This is a genomic window from Chryseobacterium sp. JM1 (genome assembly GCF_000737715.1).
Taxonomy (GTDB): Bacteria; Bacteroidota; Bacteroidia; order Flavobacteriales; family Weeksellaceae; genus Chryseobacterium.
Map to the genome: position 1 here is coordinate 25665 of NZ_JPRN01000006.1, position 16606 is coordinate 42270.

The 16606-nt window shown below is 37.7% G+C and carries 14 protein-coding genes and 2 tRNA genes; 5 read left to right on the forward strand and 11 right to left on the reverse strand.

The window, feature by feature from the left end:
- Positions 1 to 114: 114 nt before the first annotated feature.
- From IW22_RS11895 to IW22_RS11915, 5 genes are all read right to left on the reverse strand, one after another.
- A complete protein-coding gene (locus IW22_RS11895) occupies positions 115 to 1491 on the reverse strand; it encodes a tryptophanase (protein WP_034726836.1) in 1377 nt (458 codons plus the stop codon).
- Between the two features lie 91 nt (positions 1492 to 1582).
- Complete coding sequence (locus IW22_RS11900) at positions 1583 to 2200, reverse strand: DUF502 domain-containing protein (RefSeq protein ID WP_034726837.1); 618 nt, start codon at positions 2198 to 2200, stop codon at positions 1583 to 1585.
- Between the two features lie 23 nt (positions 2201 to 2223).
- Entirely contained in the window at positions 2224 to 2802 is a 579-nt protein-coding gene (locus tag IW22_RS11905; protein ID WP_034726838.1) for a tRNA-(ms[2]io[6]A)-hydroxylase, read from the reverse strand.
- A gap of 75 nt (positions 2803 to 2877) precedes the next feature.
- Complete coding sequence (locus IW22_RS11910; protein ID WP_034726839.1) at positions 2878 to 3966, reverse strand: acyltransferase family protein; 1089 nt, start codon at positions 3964 to 3966, stop codon at positions 2878 to 2880.
- Positions 3967 to 4084: 118 nt separating this feature from the next.
- Positions 4085 to 4972, reverse strand: coding sequence for a metalloprotease (locus IW22_RS11915; protein WP_034726840.1), 888 nt, complete (start codon positions 4970 to 4972; stop codon positions 4085 to 4087).
- 370 nt (positions 4973 to 5342) lie between these two features.
- Here IW22_RS11915 and rplU point away from each other — a divergent pair, with 370 nt between their 5' ends.
- The 5 genes from rplU (at position 5343) to IW22_RS24400 (ending at position 7083) form a co-directional block, all read left to right on the forward strand.
- The gene (rplU, locus tag IW22_RS24010) at positions 5343 to 5918 is read left to right on the forward strand and encodes a 50S ribosomal protein L21 (protein ID WP_072925762.1); all 576 of its coding nucleotides are present in this window, start codon (positions 5343 to 5345) and stop codon (positions 5916 to 5918) included.
- Positions 5919 to 5930: 12 nt separating this feature from the next.
- Positions 5931 to 6188 carry a 50S ribosomal protein L27 gene (gene rpmA / locus IW22_RS11925; RefSeq protein WP_034726841.1) on the forward strand — a complete coding sequence of 86 codons (258 nt, stop codon included), beginning with the start codon at positions 5931 to 5933 and terminating at the stop codon, positions 6186 to 6188.
- 200 nt (positions 6189 to 6388) lie between these two features.
- Positions 6389 to 6553 carry a bacteriocin-like protein gene (locus IW22_RS24390; RefSeq protein WP_165571883.1) on the forward strand — a complete coding sequence of 55 codons (165 nt, stop codon included), beginning with the start codon at positions 6389 to 6391 and terminating at the stop codon, positions 6551 to 6553.
- Between the two features lie 41 nt (positions 6554 to 6594).
- Positions 6595 to 6762, forward strand: a complete 168-nt coding sequence (locus IW22_RS24395; protein WP_165571884.1) for a bacteriocin-like protein — start codon at positions 6595 to 6597, stop codon at positions 6760 to 6762.
- Between the two features lie 153 nt (positions 6763 to 6915).
- Positions 6916 to 7083: a bacteriocin-like protein gene (locus IW22_RS24400; protein ID WP_156122772.1), complete on the forward strand. Its 168-nt coding sequence runs from the start codon at positions 6916 to 6918 to the stop codon at positions 7081 to 7083.
- Positions 7084 to 7191: 108 nt separating this feature from the next.
- Here IW22_RS24400 and IW22_RS11930 read toward each other — a convergent pair whose 3' ends face one another.
- From IW22_RS11930 to rseP, 6 genes are all read right to left on the reverse strand, one after another.
- Positions 7192 to 9720, reverse strand: coding sequence for a DUF5686 family protein (locus tag IW22_RS11930; RefSeq protein ID WP_228384038.1), 2529 nt, complete (start codon positions 9718 to 9720; stop codon positions 7192 to 7194).
- A 1041-nt stretch (positions 9721 to 10761) separates the two neighbouring features.
- Positions 10762 to 10835, reverse strand: a tRNA-Asn gene (locus IW22_RS11935).
- Positions 10836 to 10971: 136 nt separating this feature from the next.
- Positions 10972 to 11691: an AAA family ATPase gene (locus IW22_RS11940; RefSeq protein WP_034726843.1), complete on the reverse strand. Its 720-nt coding sequence runs from the start codon at positions 11689 to 11691 to the stop codon at positions 10972 to 10974.
- Between the two features lie 135 nt (positions 11692 to 11826).
- Complete coding sequence (locus IW22_RS11945) at positions 11827 to 14829, reverse strand: S41 family peptidase (protein ID WP_034726844.1); 3003 nt, start codon at positions 14827 to 14829, stop codon at positions 11827 to 11829.
- Between the two features lie 117 nt (positions 14830 to 14946).
- Positions 14947 to 15023, reverse strand: a tRNA-Asn gene (locus tag IW22_RS11950).
- Between the two features lie 81 nt (positions 15024 to 15104).
- Complete coding sequence (gene rseP / locus IW22_RS11955) at positions 15105 to 16586, reverse strand: RIP metalloprotease RseP (RefSeq protein ID WP_034726845.1); 1482 nt, start codon at positions 16584 to 16586, stop codon at positions 15105 to 15107.
- Between the last annotated feature and the right edge of the window lie 20 nt (positions 16587 to 16606).

Genomic DNA, 16606 nt, shown 5'->3' on the forward strand with positions numbered 1-16606 from the left:
TTGGGAATAAACCGAAATGTATAAAATGTGCTATGTTTCTGAAAAAGAGGGACTAATATATTTTTAACCCAACTAAATACATCAAAAAACCGGGAAATAAATCCCGGTTTTGTTTTATGCTTCTTCAAGTTGTACTGTGAAATGTCGTAGTAAATCTGGTTCCCAGGTTATTTTGTATCCCTTGGAGATTTCATCACGTCTTTCATAAACGTTTTTGATCCCTGCCGCGATATAATCCATGTGGTTATTCGTGTAGGTTCTTCTTGGAATGGCAAGGCGTACCAGTTCCAGTTTCGGATAACGGTTTTCTCTGGTTTCAGGATCTCTGTCTGCCAGTAAAGTACCGATCTCTACCGTTCTGATTCCGGCTTCCTTGTAAATCTCAAGTCCTAAAGTCTGTGCTGGGTATTCTGCTCTTGATACGTTGGGAAGGAAATTTAGAGAATCGATGAAAACAGCGTGTCCTCCGATAGGTTTCTGTACCGGAATTCCATACTCAATCAGTTTGTTTCCAAGATATTCCACCTGAGAAATTCTGCTTTCAAGGTAAGCGAATTCTGTAGCCTCGTCAAGTCCAACCGCTAATGCAGCCATATCTCTGCCGGCCATACCACCATACGTGATGAAACCTTCGTAGATAATGGTGAAATTAGATGCTTTTCTGAAGGTTTCCTCGCTGTTTAAAGCAATAAATCCTCCGATATTCACCAATCCGTCTTTCTTAGAGCTCATCGTCATTCCGTCTCCGTATGAGAAGATTTCTTTACAGATTTCCTTGATGCTTCTGTTTTCCTGGCCTTTTTCTCTTTTTTTGATGAAATAAGCATTTTCAGCGAATCTTGCAGAATCAAAGAAAACTGGAATTCCATAACGGTTGGAAAGTTCTCTTACCGCTTTCATATTTTCTAGAGAAACAGGCTGTCCTCCTGAAGAATTACAGGTAATGGTGATTAAGCAGAAAGGAATGTTTTCTTTTGGATGGCTTTTATAGATTTCTTCCAGTTTTTCAAGATTGATGTTTCCTTTAAACGGATGAAGATCATTGATGTCAAAAGCTTCGTCGATGGTACAGTCCACAGCATGTGCTTTTCTGAACTCGATGTGCCCTTTGGTAGTATCGAAATGAGAGTTTCCGGGAACTACGTTGCCTTCTTTTACCAAAACTGAGAAAAGAACGTTTTCTGCAGCTCTTCCCTGGTGTGTAGGCAATAAATATTTAAATCCGGTGATTTTCTCAACGGTATTCTGAAGCTGTTCGAAAGAACGGGATCCTGCGTAGCTTTCATCTCCGGTCATCAATGCACCCCACTGTCTGTCGGACATAGCACCTGTTCCTGAATCGGTAAGAAGATCGATGAACACCTGTGATGATTTCAGGTTGAAAAGATTGTAATTGGCCTCTTTAAGCCACTGCTCTCTTTCCTCTCTTGTAGACTGGCGGATTTCCTCCACCATTTTGATACGGAATGGTTCCGCGTACGGTAATTTCATGCGTTAAAATATTTTTTGGATTGTTTTTAAAGAAAATTTGTTTGAAAAAATTTCAAATTCATCAATGTATATTTAAATGGAGCAGAAGAAATTACTCCGGAGCTTTAAATATATTGTCGTCAGAATGGAACCCGGCTACACCGCCGCTTACGGCAAACTTCATGGCAGAAGCCGCAGTCATTCCCACTACAGGTTTGATGTTTTTTTCTTCAGTAACAATTACCCATCCTGAAATAGCATAGGAATGGGGCAGATATACCGCAACGTAATTGTGCTTGTCAACGTCCGACATCTCTTTTTGGGTAAGAAAACCGATTCTCCAGATTTCCGGATTTTCATTGGTTTTTACCCAGACAGGATCGTTGAATTTCTTTTTGTCTCCTACAAATGAAGACATGACGTCTTTTGTAGGCGTATAGATATGTTTCACCCCCGGAGTTTTCTCCAGCAGGCTGTCCATGGTGTCAAAAAAGAACCTTCCAACTACGAATTTATTTCCCAGATAGCCCAGGATCGCAGTCATCAGGATGGTTGAAACGAAAACCAGACCCGGGATTTCCTTTGCGACGGATGGAATGATATTGTCAATAGCACTTACAATATACCAGATCACAAAAATGGTAAGCCCGATGGGACCAATAATAACCAGTCCCTGAAAGAAGTTTTTCAGGAAAAAATTGGCAATATTTTCGAAGGTCGGTTTTTTCAACGTGGATTTTTTACTTTTTTATTTTAGCCGTGAATGGTTTCTTTGTTTCCGTAAGATTGAATGATTTTAGCTTCGTATTCCAGCCATTCTTCCCAACGTTTGTTTACCTTTTCGATGTCGCCCAGCTGTCTTGCGAAACCAATAAAAGTGGTATAATGATTGGCTTCCGAGATCATGAGTTCTTTATAAAAAGTTTTAAGCTCTTCGTCTTTGATGTTCTCCGTAAGCACTTTGAATCTTTCACAGCTTCTTGCTTCGATCATGGCAGCAAAAAGGAGTTTGTCAACAATTAAGTCTTCTCTGCTTCCCTGAACAACAAACTTAGCCAGCTCATTGACGTAATCATCTTTTCTCGCTTTTCCGAAAACGTATCCTCTCTTCTTGATAATTTCGTGCACCTGGCTGAAATGATCAAGTTCTTCCTGCGCAATGGCAATCAGTTCAGTGACGATTTCCGGGTGTTCTGGGAGCATATTGATTAAACTGATGGCATTGGTTGTGGCTTTCTGCTCGCACCACGCATGATCCGTTAAAATTTCTCCTATGTTTCCTTCTGCAATATTTGCCCACCTTGGATCGGTAGGAAGTTTCAACTTAAACATGTTTTGAATTTTTTGTAAAATTAAAATAAATTGCGATAATAAAGATTATTTTATTTCAAATTGGCTGTTAAACTGTTAAGAAGCCGTTTTTTGCCTTAAAAACTCTAAAATTTTCCATCCTAAATCGTCTATTTTTTTCAATCCTGCAGCGATAATGAAGGCAAGAATAATATTAATGATATAAATAAGGATCATCAGTGTCCACCAGGGCATATTTTCCTTTAAAGCAACGACAATGAAATACACCAGCGATGAACTTAGTCCTTGGGCAAAGTAAAAAAAGATGGCATTCTTCCCGATATGGGTGACGAAGTTTTCTTTTGTGATTTTTAATCTGTTGTAAAGAACAAATAAGGTGGTCAGAGAAAACAATGACCAAATGATATAAGGAATTTTTGGTGGAAATTTATTTTTGTTGATTTTGTAAAATATTTCACTTCCGTAATACCAGAACATCCAGATCAAAGCTGCGGCAACGATTGCGTATAGCACAGGAATCATTTTAACCGGAATTTGTTTCCCCCGCATTCTGTTGGCAATTAAAAAGATGGCTAGATAAAAAGCAACATATCCCACCTGGCCAGCCGGATATATTTCCGGAAAAATATTGAATAATAATGTAAGGGCAATGCACAGTCCTATGAACCAGTTGACATGTTTTGGGAAAAATCTTAAGATCAAAACTCCAAAAACAGCCAGAATAAAATAGACTTTCAGATACCAGAAACTTCCCATGACTACCGGGAAAGTGTCCGCGTTGGTGTATTGGTGTAAGTACCAGTTTCCAAGGTTTTGCCATTGAGGGATATCAGAAACGCCGGTCGTAGCGTATTTTGATCCGAAGGTTGAATAGAAACTCTGCAGCCATTCCAGGGAAAAGAAAGTTAGTCCGAAAAACTTGAAAAAGTAATCCATAAAGAACAGGAAGGTCACAAAGATCATATAGGTGATCTGAAGTTTTAAGAGTCTGTAGAATGTCTTTTCTACATTCGATCCGGAAGTTATTCCGCTTAAAGCATAAAAAAGGGCAACATCAAATACCAGAGAAAATACCCTGACCTCTGTCGGAATATAAAACTGTCCCGACCAGAAAGCGGTATGGATGAATATGATGGAAAGTGTTGCCATTCCCTTGGCAAAATCAATGTAGAGGTCTCTGTTCATTGTTGTAGGATATGGTTCAAAAGTAAATAAACTTTAGGAGATTTATTCATAAAAATGAAAAGAGACAGGACATCGCTGCCTGCCTCCTTTTGTTAAATATGCTAAAAATGAATGTTTATTATTTAAGTTGTTTAAATTCTTCTGCAGAAATTTCTCCGGTCTGGATTTTTCTAAGTTCATCCATGTACTGGCTCATATAAGCATCGATCTCCGGATTTACAGAGTTCTTGCCCATTTTATATGTTCCGTTTAATACACCTTGATAATAATAGAAGAAGTTATAATCGAAATTAGCTGCGTTAAGATCATACTGTCCTAAAAGGAAACCTAAACGTACCGCAGATCTTCTTTGTGGAGGAGTTCCGTGGTGATTGGCGCTCGTAGTCTGGTAATCTCCGATGCTCTGTGCGAATTCATAGGCAGCAGCAATTTCTGCGAAATTCGTTTTGTTGTACCCATTTGGTCTTCTTAGGTAATATCCTGCGAAACCGTCTGCTTCCAGTTCATTCGGTCTTGCTGTGGATTCATTTACTGTAGGAAGATTAAAGATATATTGTAGCTGGTGGCCGTATTCATGAGCAAGGATCATGGCATTGACAATGTCTCCGCCTTTGTTTTTGGCATCCGCGTAAATTGCGTAACCGTAATAAATTTTCCCTGTAGAATACGAGATTGCATTGTAAGTGGAATTGAAATTGGATGGATCATCTACAAAACGAAGCGTTGGGTTACTTCTTCCCCAAAGACTTGCAATCTTAGTCATTTGAGCATTCATGAAGTTGGTGTCTGTAGAATTGGAAAGGGTGGTTTTAAGAACTGCAGATGAGCTCCAGTATTGGTCTACGTAGGAGCAACTCTTTTCAAGGTCTCCCGGTTGTTCAAGCTTGGCGCTTGCAGATTGAGATTCAGGAAGAACGGATTCCTCCATTTTGTCATCACGGCACGCTGACAGTGAGAAAGCGGCAATGGCTCCCGCCAACAGGCAGAATTTGAAGTTTCTTTTCATATAAAATATTTTTGGTGATAACGAAGGTATAAAATTATCTTTTAATTATCAGCACTTTGATGTTAAAAATTATTCAAACCATAGTGAATTTATGTTTTTGTAATGTTTTTGATAAAAAAATAAACCAAATAGCAATTTTGTATAGAAATTTATCAGCTAATTTTAATTTTAGTATTGAAATAACTGTAATTATGAACTGTTTGTACAAAGTAAGGTCCTCTTAAGGGCTCGTCTGCCAATGGATATTCTAGTGGATGAAATTTTTCAAAAGACCCTAAATGTTTTTATTAAAAAATACAGATCTGATTGCAAGCTATTTAGAAATTTATTCATATATTTGCACCTCGAAATAACTAAAAATTTATAAACAATGTTTGCAATTGTAGAAATAGCAGGGCTTCAATATAAAGTTGAGCAAGACCAGAAGTTGTTTGTAAACCGTTTGAAAGGAGAAAAAGGAGACAAAGTTTCTTTTGATAAAATTCTTCTTACTGTAAACGGTTCAATCACTGTTGGCGCCCCAGCTGTAAGCGGAATCACTGTAGATGCAGAGATCCTAGACCACGTAAAAGCTGATAAAGTAATCGTTTTCAAGAAGAAAAGAAGAAAAGGTTACCAAGTTAAGAACGGTCACAGACAATCTTTAACTCAAATTAAAATCACTGGTATTACTGGTTTTGAAGGAGGTTCTAAGAAAGCTGCTAAAAAAGAAACTGTGAAAGCTGAAGTTCTTTCAGACAACGCAACTGTTAACTTTAGTGAAGATCACGAGCTGAACTATCACTTGAAGAAAAACAACTTGTCTCAGTCTAAAGAAAACAGAGAAACTTTAATTACTTTAGGTAAAGCAGTTAAAGTTGAATTAGAAAAAACTATTCTTACTCACGAAGAAGTAGATGCTGCTATCGTTAAGAATATTGATACATTTAAAGCACTTAACAAATAATCCAGTAATAAAATGGCACACAAGAAAGGAGTCGGTAGTTCCAAGAACGGTAGAGAGTCTCACTCTAAGAGATTAGGTGTGAAGATTTTCGGTGGACAAGAAGCTATTGCCGGAAATATTATTATCAGACAGAGAGGTACTCAGCACCACCCAGGTGAAAACGTGGGAATGGGTAAAGACCATACTTTGTTTGCACTAGTAGACGGTAAAGTAGTTTTCAGAAAGAAAGCAAACAACAGATCTTTTGTATCTGTAGAAGCAAACGCATAATCATTTAAGCGTTTTATAAAAAACTAAACCTCGGCATTTGCTGAGGTTTTTTTATGTCTATATGCGCCGAATGTAAAAATATTTTCGTTAATATTCCAATTATTGTGAAATATTTATATATTTGTTAACTATCAAATAACAAATCATTTGCGGATGCCGAAAAGCGTATAGAGTAGGCCAACAAATTAAAACAAATTACTATGAAAAATCTGAAAAAATTGACGAAGAGAAATCTGAAGGACATCAACGGAGGTGCAGAAAGATGTCCTCCTATGGCCAGCTGGTGCTCAGAATGGTGCTCATGGAGTGCGTGGCAAAAGGCACATTGCTTAAATGCTGTACTTGATATGCCTTGTGACTGCTAATCCTTTTTCAAAAATCACAACCAATTTAAAACAAAACTATTATGAAAAATCTAAGAAAATTATCTAAAAAACAATTGAGAACAATAGAAGGAGGTGCTTTGGCTTGCCCGCCGCCTGCAACTACCTGCGGAGAATGGTGCTCATGGACGCCGCAGCAGAGACTTAGATGTCCTAACATGGTTATGGATCCAGATCCATGCGGATGTTAACATAAATAAAGTTATTGAAAAAGGAGGTCTCCGGTTTTAGCTGGAGACCTTTTATTTATCTAATGGTAAAATATTTCGCTAATATTTAATTATAACGAATTTTTTATCTGAAAATTACGAATAAAACTAAACAGTAAATTAAAGCAATACCCTATGAAAAACTTAAGAAAATTAGCAAAAAGAGATTTAAAAAACATTAATGGTGGACGTGGTTCAGATTGTCCGGTTCCGGCAACATGGTGTGCGGAATGGTGCCAGTGGACTGATCAGCAAAAGAGAAAATGTATGAATATGGTTATTGATTTTTGCGAAGTTTGCTAAAATACCCTAATAATAAAGCTTGTATCATGAGGCTTTTTTAATAGATCAATTATAGTTGAAACCAAAATAAATGGACTGTCTCACAAGTGAAACAGCCCATTTTATATTTTAAAATCCTACCTGGAATCCGGCTTTTACTCCAAATGTGGAGATATCAGGTCTGTCAAGGTAATTTCCTCTCCAGTTAAAATCAACCCTGAATATCCTAAGGTTTCCGATTCCGATGTTTTCAATTCCGAATCCGTATTCAAAATAGATCTGTTCGCTTGGCGCGGAATATTTAAATCCGTCTACGTTGATGGCTTTAGAAGCATCGCTTAAAGTTCCGTAGGCACTTCTGATAAACGCAATTTCTCTCAGTTTCAGTTTTTTGATCAATGGAATGTACGAAAGTATCTTTCCATTGAAATGGTGCTCAAGATGAAGCGTTGTATAGGTATCGGCTACAAATTCATAGTAATTAAGCTGTGCAAAAGTATTCTGTGCGAGGTTATAAGACTGGTTTCCTGGAATCACGTTCTGAAGTCCCAATGGAACGGTATCAAAAGTTTTTCCTGCCTCAAAACTTACAAGGGTTTTACCCCAGCTTCCGATCAGTACAGGTTTATAGAACATAAACTGAAGTCTGTTATAATTAAAGTCTCCATTAAAAAGGCCTTCAATTCCACGTGTATATTTCAATATGATGGTTGGGGCCAATGTACCGTGCTCGTAGCGGTCTACTCCGGTTTGTGAGAATTTTGCACCTGGTCTTGCGATTAAACTAAGGGTGACGTGAGAGTCATTAAGTGTTTTACGTAAATCACCATCACGGAAATACATCAGGCTGAATTTCTCAGGATTGGCAGATTTGATGCTCTGTAAAGTTCCGTCCACTCTAATCTGGAAGTTTTTCCATGGCTCAATAGAAGCGAAAATGTTTGTCTTGTTGATGGAACTTAAAGATGCATTTTCTCCTCTTGCAAAAAGGGTAGAAGAGGCAAAAGTACGCGCCATAATTCCGTCATCAGTAGTAAGTTGTACTCCCAACTGCTCAATATCTCTTTTGGTTCCTGCTCCGATCATGAATCTGTTGACCCTGTTAAACATATAGCGTGCTTCAGCGCCGTATTTGACCTGCTGATCCTTGAATCCGTAGGCAGTGTAAAACTGAACTCTCCACGGGTCATTTTGCCCGAAATAAGTTCTTGCTCCCAATCTTATTCTGTCACCTTCTACTTCGTTCTTACCGTAAATTGAAAAGATAGGACCGATGTCAATGCCTTTAAAAGCGTTGTAATATCCTGATGCAAGCGTTTCGTAAAGTTTTACAATACGGTTGAATTTTGGGGTCTGCTGTAGTCTGTCAAGCATCTCATAGACTCCCTGCTCAGCTTTGGATAATGAATCCGGTCTTGCTTTTACCCAATAGGCATCATCTTTATCCACAAATTTTGCGTCGTATTCTTCTGCTTTTCGGTTAAAGGTTTTATCGTCAATAGGTTTGTTGAATTCATATTGTGAATAGTCCACCGATCGTTTTGCAATAATACTTTTCGAAGTTCTCTTTTTTGCAAAAGGAGTAAGTTCTATCTCTGTGATAAATTTTTTCGGAAGGAATGTATTTTCGTCCGGATTGTCATATTCCAGCTCTGTGGAAATACTGTTGATAAAGTTGACATTGATTTTCTGTGTGGATTTTAAAGTCGCACCCAAAACCGCATAACTGTCTGTGTCTATATAGAGATAGCCCTGGAAAGCCAGAACTTCTTTTCTTTTTGGCTGGTATCTGATCTTATAAGCATTTTCCCCATGGATGGAGATGGTGTCCGTTAAATTATAATCGTAAGTGCTGAAACCGTTTGAACCTACAGGACTCGGAAACCCGATGTCAAAATAATTTAAGGTATTATCGTAAATATTAATATCTCTGTAAAGGTTTTTGGCAGTGATAGTGATCACCTGATTGTCCTGAAATCCTGAGGTTTTCTGAGCGACCAGTAGTCTTTTGGTCTTTTTCCCGGGTTTGTTTTCTCCAAAGTTTTCATAAATAGATTCATTCAGGAAAATGGGAAGTCCTATTTTTCCGCTGGCTGTAGAATCTGCATATTCAAAGATGAAATCCAGTTTATTGAAAATCTTTTTGCTCATGAAAGCGCTGTCCAGATTATTGGCGTCAAACTGAATCTTTTCGTATTCTTTGTAAGTATACGTGTCAAATTTCTCTAAACCGTTATTCCTTTTTCTTTTCCATACCTCCTGCATAATCGCGTAAGCAGGGTTTTCCTTCTTATTTTTATATTTAGGTTTTTCGTTATGGATCACAATCTCATCAATGCTGCTTACCTTTTCCTGTGAAAGCTTCACAAAAATATTTTGAGCATTTTCCGGAGTAACTGTAACTGTTTCTGAGGAATAGTTCTTTTTCGAAAATTTTAGTTTAGTAATAAGACTGTCAGATTGAACTGTAAAACTTCCCAAAGTGGTCTTCAGGAGAGGTTCAGTATGGTCATTGATAAATATATCTACACCCGTAATTTCCTTGTTCGTTTTCGCATCTGTAATTCTACCGTTTGCTGTGTTTTGGGCATACGTAAGAGTGGATATAAAAAGCAGGAAAAAAAGGTTATAATATTTAGAGTTGTTATTTAACATCATTTGGTTCTTCAGGCAATTAGCACAAACAAAAAGCGTGCTGTTTATTTAAAAAAGATCATATTTTTTAACGTTTTCTATGAAAAATCACAAAACTACAAATGTAACGAAAATAACAGTAAAAGATTGTGACAATTAATTACTTAATAGGAATGTATTTCATAACAAAATAAACACTATTGAAGCCTGATCTGAAAAATGTAAAATAAGGATTAACAGATGGGGTTAATTCCCGCTATTCACATTTTTTCCACAGGAACTCAACATTTTTAAATCGTTTATTAATGGACTTTTCACAGGTTTCTGACATGCTATTAACATTTTTTCCACGGATTTGTAAGGTGTTCTCCATGATGTACTCATATCTTCTTAATAGTTTTTCCACAGGTTATTAACAATGATAAAGTTTTTATTTTCAGCTGATTATTTCAAGTATGAAATGTTTTTCCACAAATATGGATTCTGGATTGTAGATTTCATAGTTGTTGTAAATAAGAAAAAATAACTAACGTTTTTGCTGTTTTGTGGAAAAGTAGAGAAATGGGGATGTTTTTAGAGCAGGTTTATAAAGGAAGCAACGAAGGAATTAATTTTATTGATTCTCATGAAAGGAGTGGGAGGGTTAAATATCTCACGCAGATTAATCAGATGATGCGGATTTATGCTTTCGTATAATCAACGAGAGCAGTAAATTTTCGTTTACGTTTCAATTTTTGAGACTCGTTAATGATAGATTAATCTCAAACTTGGGAAGTAAAATAATTACAATCTGTTTAAAATTGACCTTAATTTCTTTAACCTCAATAAACTTTAGTTTATTTCTTAATTTAAACATTAAGGATTTAAGAAGTATGCTTATTGTTATGAATGAAGAAATCAATAAATTGATTTTTTTTAAGTTCTTTAAGCACCCATCGTTTAAGATCTTAATTTCTTAATGTTTAAAAAAGCCGACTCCCTAAGTTTTGAAATTGATCCTTAATAATGATAGGTTGTTTGAATTCAGGGCATAAAAAAAGACCTACATTTCTGTAAGTCTTTTTGCTCCTCCTGCTGGGCTCGAACCAGCGACCCTCTGATTAACAGTCAGATGCTCTAACCAACTGAGCTAAGGAGGAATTTTCCTCTGTTTAAGGTGCTGCAAATATAAAAGGAATATTAATATCAGGCAAATTTTATCCCCAATTTACCGTCAATTTTAACCAAAAATGTTGAATTTCAGCTAGAAATATTTCAACTCTTTTTTATTTAACTCTAATAATCTTCAAATAAATGCCGGAAATAGTGCTCCGGAGATTCTAAAAAATTCTTTGTTAGTTGATAATGCTCGGTTTCTTTGTAATGGATCGATTGAATTTGATCATCTAATAAATAAATTTCTGCGCCGGGATAACACATCAGAATCGGTGAATGGGTTGAAATAATGAATTGAGCTTTTCCGGCCTTCTCCAGTTTGTGAATGATAGATAATAATGAAAGCTGTCTTTGAGGCGAAAGGGCAGACTCAGGCTCATCAAGAATATAAAGCCCATTCTGGAAGTGATTGTGGAATAATGACAGGAATGCCTCGCCATGCGATTGTTGATGCAGAGATTTGCCTCCATAGGCGTCCAGAACTCTTGCATCTTCCTTAGCGACTTCATCAATATAGGTGGCGAAGTTGAAAAAACTCTCGGCTCGCATGAAAAATCCCTGAGCGGTCTTGGTTTTCCAGGAAAGAGTAAGATAATCTGAGAGGCCGGATTCGGTTTTGTGGAAATCATACCGGTGGTTCCGGCTGCCTCCCGCTGCATTAAAGTCACACTTTTCTGCAATAGCCTCCATCAGAGTGGATTTGCCAATTCCGTTTTCTCCCACAAAGAAGGTGACATTGCTTTTAAGTTTCAGATCTAAGCCGTTGCTCAGAAAAGGAAGATTAAAAGGATAATCTTTAGGATGTTCGTCTTTTAAATAAATCCTGGACAGATAAGGCATGATGTTTATTTGATTAAATGATTCTTTATCATGCAAAATATATGCAAAAAAATAGAGGCAATTCAAAAGACAGCCTCTATTTTTTATAGAATCTCATTTACGGTCTGTGCAATCCACAACCTGATTCCTGGTTTTCTATTTCTTTAAGTCTTTCAGTATTTCCTGAACAGCCCGTTCCAATTGCGGGTCATTGTCCTTTTGGCGGTCAATGAACGTGTTTTTAATGTAAATGTCCGGTTTTACACCTGTTTTTTCAAGATTTTGCCCGTCAAGGGTATAGGTTCCCCACGAAGGCAGCCTGTAATAAGAGCCGTCAACCAGGCTTTTTCCTGAAGTGAAGATAATCCAGCGATACGTATCCTGGCCGATGATTTTCCCCAGTTTCAGTGCTTTAAAGCCGGCTGCAGTCAATTCAGCATCGCTTAATGAGGCTTCATTAATCAGCAAAACAATAGGCTTCCCGGCAGGAGCAAAGTTGGGTTGCGTGGTCATTTTTCCTTCACGGTATTTCCACTGGAGATAAGGCTTCTGAGCCAGAAAATTCAATACTTTATCATGAACATTTCCGCCGGTGTTGTATCTTAGATCAAGGATGACGGCATCTTTCCTGTTTTCCTGTTCTACCATATCCAGCAGGAAGCGGTCCAGTTCGTCAGTGGTCATATTTTTCATGTAAGAATAAGCAATACGGTTGTCGCTAAGCTTATTCACACGTTGACGGTTGTTGAATATCCAGTCATCATAAAGGAGTCCTTTTAGATCTGTATTGGCAATCGGGTGTACTTTTGTTGTTATATTTTTCCCGTTACGGCTGAAAGTAAGAATGAGCTCCTCCTGCTTTTTCGGGCTTGTAAAATAGTTTAGATATCTGGTTTCCTCTTTTCCGGATGAAGAAAACCCGGTGTGTGAAGAATTAAGTTCACCCAAAAGATCATTCAATAAAATTCGCAGATCGTTTCTGTTGTTTACATACGGAAGATATTTGGCATACTGTTCCTTCTTTGCTTTCCAGTTGATACCGTGAAAGTTTTCATCATAGAAATTTTCATCAACTCCTGTCCAAGCTTCATCATACATTTGGGTGAATTCGGAAGCCAGATCCTTATCAAAAGTATATTGAATATTAATTTTTTCCGGCTTTAATGCTTCAAGGGTCATTTTGTAAATATTCCCTTCTATTAAAGCAAAAAGATTTTTTTCAATTCGGGTGATATTAGAAGCGTCTTTATCGAAGACTTTCTCAGATTTTGCGGGCTCAAAATCAGTAAAAACTTTTTTGAACAGCTGTTTTTTTCCATTATCCTGATTGGAATTAAACAGTAAAATCTCTTTCTTGTCATCAGCAAAAACGATAGGATCGTCCTGATATCCGTATCTGTCGGTAACCAATTCTATCCTTTCCAGCGTATTTTCCGGATTGACTTTGAGTTCCTTTATAACGAGTTCTTTCTCTTTCTTTTTCTCCTTGCCTTCGTCTTTTTTATCTTTATCGTCTTTAGCTGTATCGGAGGATTTTTTGCCTTTTTTCTCTTCAATGAAAAGTTTGTCGAATTTTTCAGATTTATAAGGCTCATCAAACCAATCCAGGGCCATGCGGTAAATGTTGGATTTCTGCATGCCTAAAGGGTAGGACGGATTGGTTCTGTCGCTGCTGAAATAAATATATTTACCATTAGGAGACCAGAACGGATCTTCCTCTGAAACGCCTGTATTGGTAAGGTTTATGGTCTGGTTCTTTTTGATGTTGTAAATGAAAATATCCAGCTCGAAATTCCTTTTTGCGGAGAATAGTACATATTCGCTGTTAGGAGAAAAAGAAGGTCTGGAATTTTGGAAAGCCCAGATTTCATCTTTTACAATCGTGGTGGAGTTGAAGCTTTTCGTATCCATTATTCTTACTTCATCGCGGCCGCTTAAGTAAACCGCCTTTGTCAGATCATGATTTAAGGTGATGCTGCGATTGTTGCGTAAATCTTGGGTCAATTGTTTAGGTTGGTCCTTTCCGTCCGCAGCAATACTGAACCAGTTCTGATAGCCTTTATCCGTCTGGCTAAAAAGTAAGGTACGATTGTTTTTCAGCCATTTTACTTCCATGACACGCTCTTTTCCATTGGAAATTTGTTGGGTGAATTTTCCTTCAATGTCAGAAACGAACAGAACGCCGCGGCTTACAAAAGCCATCTTTTTACCATCCGGTGAAACATCGTAATAGGAAATGTTGTTTTCCACACCGAAATTTTGCTCTTTTTCCAGTGTTTTATTGGTATTCAGGCTGACGTTCAAAGCTTTTGTGCTTTTTGTGGCAACGTCATAAATATAGAGCTGATAATCCTTTTCGAATATGACTTTGGATCCGCTTGCGGAAACAAACGGTTTTTTGATAGAAGTGTCAAATTGAGTCAGCGGTGCCTTTTTACCGTTTTCAAGTTGATAAAGGTTGTATTCATTGTTATTCTCATCAGAGATAAAATAAATGACACCATTTTTATCGACACTTGGATTAAAATCTTTTCCTTCGTAATTCGTGTATTGTTTGAAAGCGTTGCTCTGTGGGTTGTACGCTAAGATATCAGGGTTATTTTCTCCTTTGTAACGCTTGCGGTGTGTCTGATTGACGGCTTCTGAAGAACTGGTGAAAAGATATTCTCCCGCAGGAGTTTCGGCGAGTCCACTGGTGTTGTTAAAGTAGTTGTTAAAAAGCTTTTGTGGAGTTTTTCCCTCAATGGTCGTTTTAAAACTACCAAAATTATTATTCCTGTTTGATGTAAAATAAAGCGTTTTGCTGTCCCATCCCCAGTTTTCTATTTCATCTTTTCCGGTATGGAAGGTGAGTTGTTTAATAGTTCCACCTTCTGCAGGCATTGCATAAACATCATAATTTCCATACTGATTGGAGCTGAATGCCAGCCATTTTCCGTCGGGAGAAATACGCGGATTAATTTCTTCTCCGTCTAAAGCGGTAATTCTTGAAGCATTTCCACCATTAGAGTCTACTTTCCAAATGTCTCCGTCATAAGCAAAGTAAGCTGTTGTTCCGTCAGGGCTAAGTGAAGGACTTGATAAGAAGTAAGATTTTTCCTGCGCTGAAATCTGAATGATGGAAAAGGCTGTTAATAATGAAATATAAAGTTTTTTCATGAAGAAATTTGATATTTATACCCTATCGTACTGTTAATTAAATGCTAAGATATAATTGATTTATCAAATCTGAAAAGTTTAAAGCAAAAAAAAGACCTACATTTCTGTAAGTCTTGTTGGCTCCTCCTGCTGGGCTCGAACCAGCGACCCTCTGATTAACAGTCAGATGCTCTAACCAACTGAGCTAAGGAGGAATGTCCTTTGTTTTAAGTGGTGCAAATATAGGACGAATATTTATACCTTACAAATATTTTTTAGAAAAAAATTCAAAAAAATTATAAACTGCCGGTCACTGCTTTGAAAATGTCGCTTCCGAAGATCAGTACCATCAATCCTAACAGGAAGATAACCCCGATCATTTGTGCGTTTTCCAAGACTTTCTGAGGTACAGGTTTCCCCGTAATCACTTCCCATAGCGTAAATAATACGTGACCACCGTCAAGACCCGGGATAGGAATCAGGTTAAGGAATGCCAACCATACAGAGAACATCGCGGTAAAACTCCAGAACATGCTCCAGTTCACCGATACCGATCCGTCTTTCGACTTCTCTACCGGCATATTCTTGATGATCGCTAACGGACCTCCCACTTTCTTATATCCCTGAACTTTTTTGTTGAATACCAGTTTAAACTGCTTCACCTGATACGTTAAGCTTTCAATACTTCTCGTAAATCCTCTTCCGATAGACTGCACGAAAGTGAAATGCTGCGTATTGGCATATTTCTGAAGCTGCTTATAAGAAGCGATCCCTAAAGTACCCTCCTTAGAAACCTCAAGGCTTAAAGGCTGTACTGCGCCAGCTCTTATTACCTCCATATTAATAGTCTTTCCAGCATTTTTTACAACAACACCTTGCAGCTCGTCATAATAACTGATTTTCTGACCGTTTACCGAAGCCACCTGATCTCCTATTTTTAAACCTGCCTCAGCAGTTTTAGGATTCACGATGGTGTCAATTACCGGTGCATATCTAGGTGTAAGGAATGCTCTTGGGTTTTCGTCTTTGAAAGCCAGTGCTTTTCCATCGTCATTCGTGTTAAAAGTAACATCCTGGCCTTTTCTTAAAACGGTTACCTGATCGCTTAGTAAAATATCTAAAGACAGTTTATCCAGGTTGTTCTGAACTTTCCCGTCTACTTTTAAGATCTTATCACCATCCTCAAAGCCCATTGCTTTTGCAATACTGGTATAATGCATCGGCGCCTCTACTCTTGTCGTATCAAAAGAGGTTTCCCCGTTGAAATACGAAAGACATCCGAAAATGATCCACGCCAGAAAAAAGTTAACCGTAACCCCTCCAAGCATAATGATCAGTCTCTGCCAGGCCGGTTTTGATCTGAATTCCCATGGCTCTGCAGGTTTTTTCATCTGCTCGGTGTCCATACTTTCGTCAATCATTCCGGCGATTTTCACATAACCACCGAAAGGAAGCCATCCGATTCCGTATTTCGTCTGTTCCGGATGTTTTCTCCAGTCGTTGTCAGGAAGTTTTGATATATCGATAGGAACTTCTTTCTCTTTTCCGTCTACCACGATAGTTTCTGTATCCGGAAGGTTTTTGGAAAGAAATTTATACTGCCATTTTCCGTTGATCTTCTTCATTGAAAAGATCGAAATCCATGGATCGAAAAACAGGAAGAATTTCTCAGCTCTGGTCTTAAACCATTTTGCCGGTAAAAAGTGTCCAAGCTCATGAAGAACCACTAAAATAGAAATACTTAGTATGAACTGGAAAATCTTGATTGCTAATTCCATTAATAAATTTTAGATTTTAA

Bases quoted from the DNA above. Each gene is read 5' to 3' on its own strand.
- IW22_RS11895 (WP_034726836.1), bottom strand. From the start codon at position 1,491: ATGAAATTACCGTACGCGGAACCATTCCGTATCAAAATGGTGGAGGAA.
- IW22_RS11905 (WP_034726838.1), bottom strand. From the start codon at position 2,802: ATGTTTAAGTTGAAACTTCCTACCGATCCAAGGTGGGCAAATATTGCA.
- IW22_RS11910 (WP_034726839.1), bottom strand. From the start codon at position 3,966: ATGAACAGAGACCTCTACATTGATTTTGCCAAGGGAATGGCAACACTT.
- IW22_RS11915 (WP_034726840.1), bottom strand. From the start codon at position 4,972: ATGAAAAGAAACTTCAAATTCTGCCTGTTGGCGGGAGCCATTGCCGCT.
- rplU (WP_072925762.1), top strand. From the start codon at position 5,343: ATGTTTGCAATTGTAGAAATAGCAGGGCTTCAATATAAAGTTGAGCAA.
- rpmA (WP_034726841.1), top strand. From the start codon at position 5,931: ATGGCACACAAGAAAGGAGTCGGTAGTTCCAAGAACGGTAGAGAGTCT.
- IW22_RS24390 (WP_165571883.1), top strand. From the start codon at position 6,389: ATGAAAAATCTGAAAAAATTGACGAAGAGAAATCTGAAGGACATCAAC.
- IW22_RS24395 (WP_165571884.1), top strand. From the start codon at position 6,595: ATGAAAAATCTAAGAAAATTATCTAAAAAACAATTGAGAACAATAGAA.
- IW22_RS24400 (WP_156122772.1), top strand. From the start codon at position 6,916: ATGAAAAACTTAAGAAAATTAGCAAAAAGAGATTTAAAAAACATTAAT.
- IW22_RS11930 (WP_228384038.1), bottom strand. From the start codon at position 9,720: ATGATGTTAAATAACAACTCTAAATATTATAACCTTTTTTTCCTGCTT.
- IW22_RS11940 (WP_034726843.1), bottom strand. From the start codon at position 11,691: ATGCCTTATCTGTCCAGGATTTATTTAAAAGACGAACATCCTAAAGAT.
- IW22_RS11945 (WP_034726844.1), bottom strand. From the start codon at position 14,829: ATGAAAAAACTTTATATTTCATTATTAACAGCCTTTTCCATCATTCAG.
- rseP (WP_034726845.1), bottom strand. From the start codon at position 16,586: ATGGAATTAGCAATCAAGATTTTCCAGTTCATACTAAGTATTTCTATT.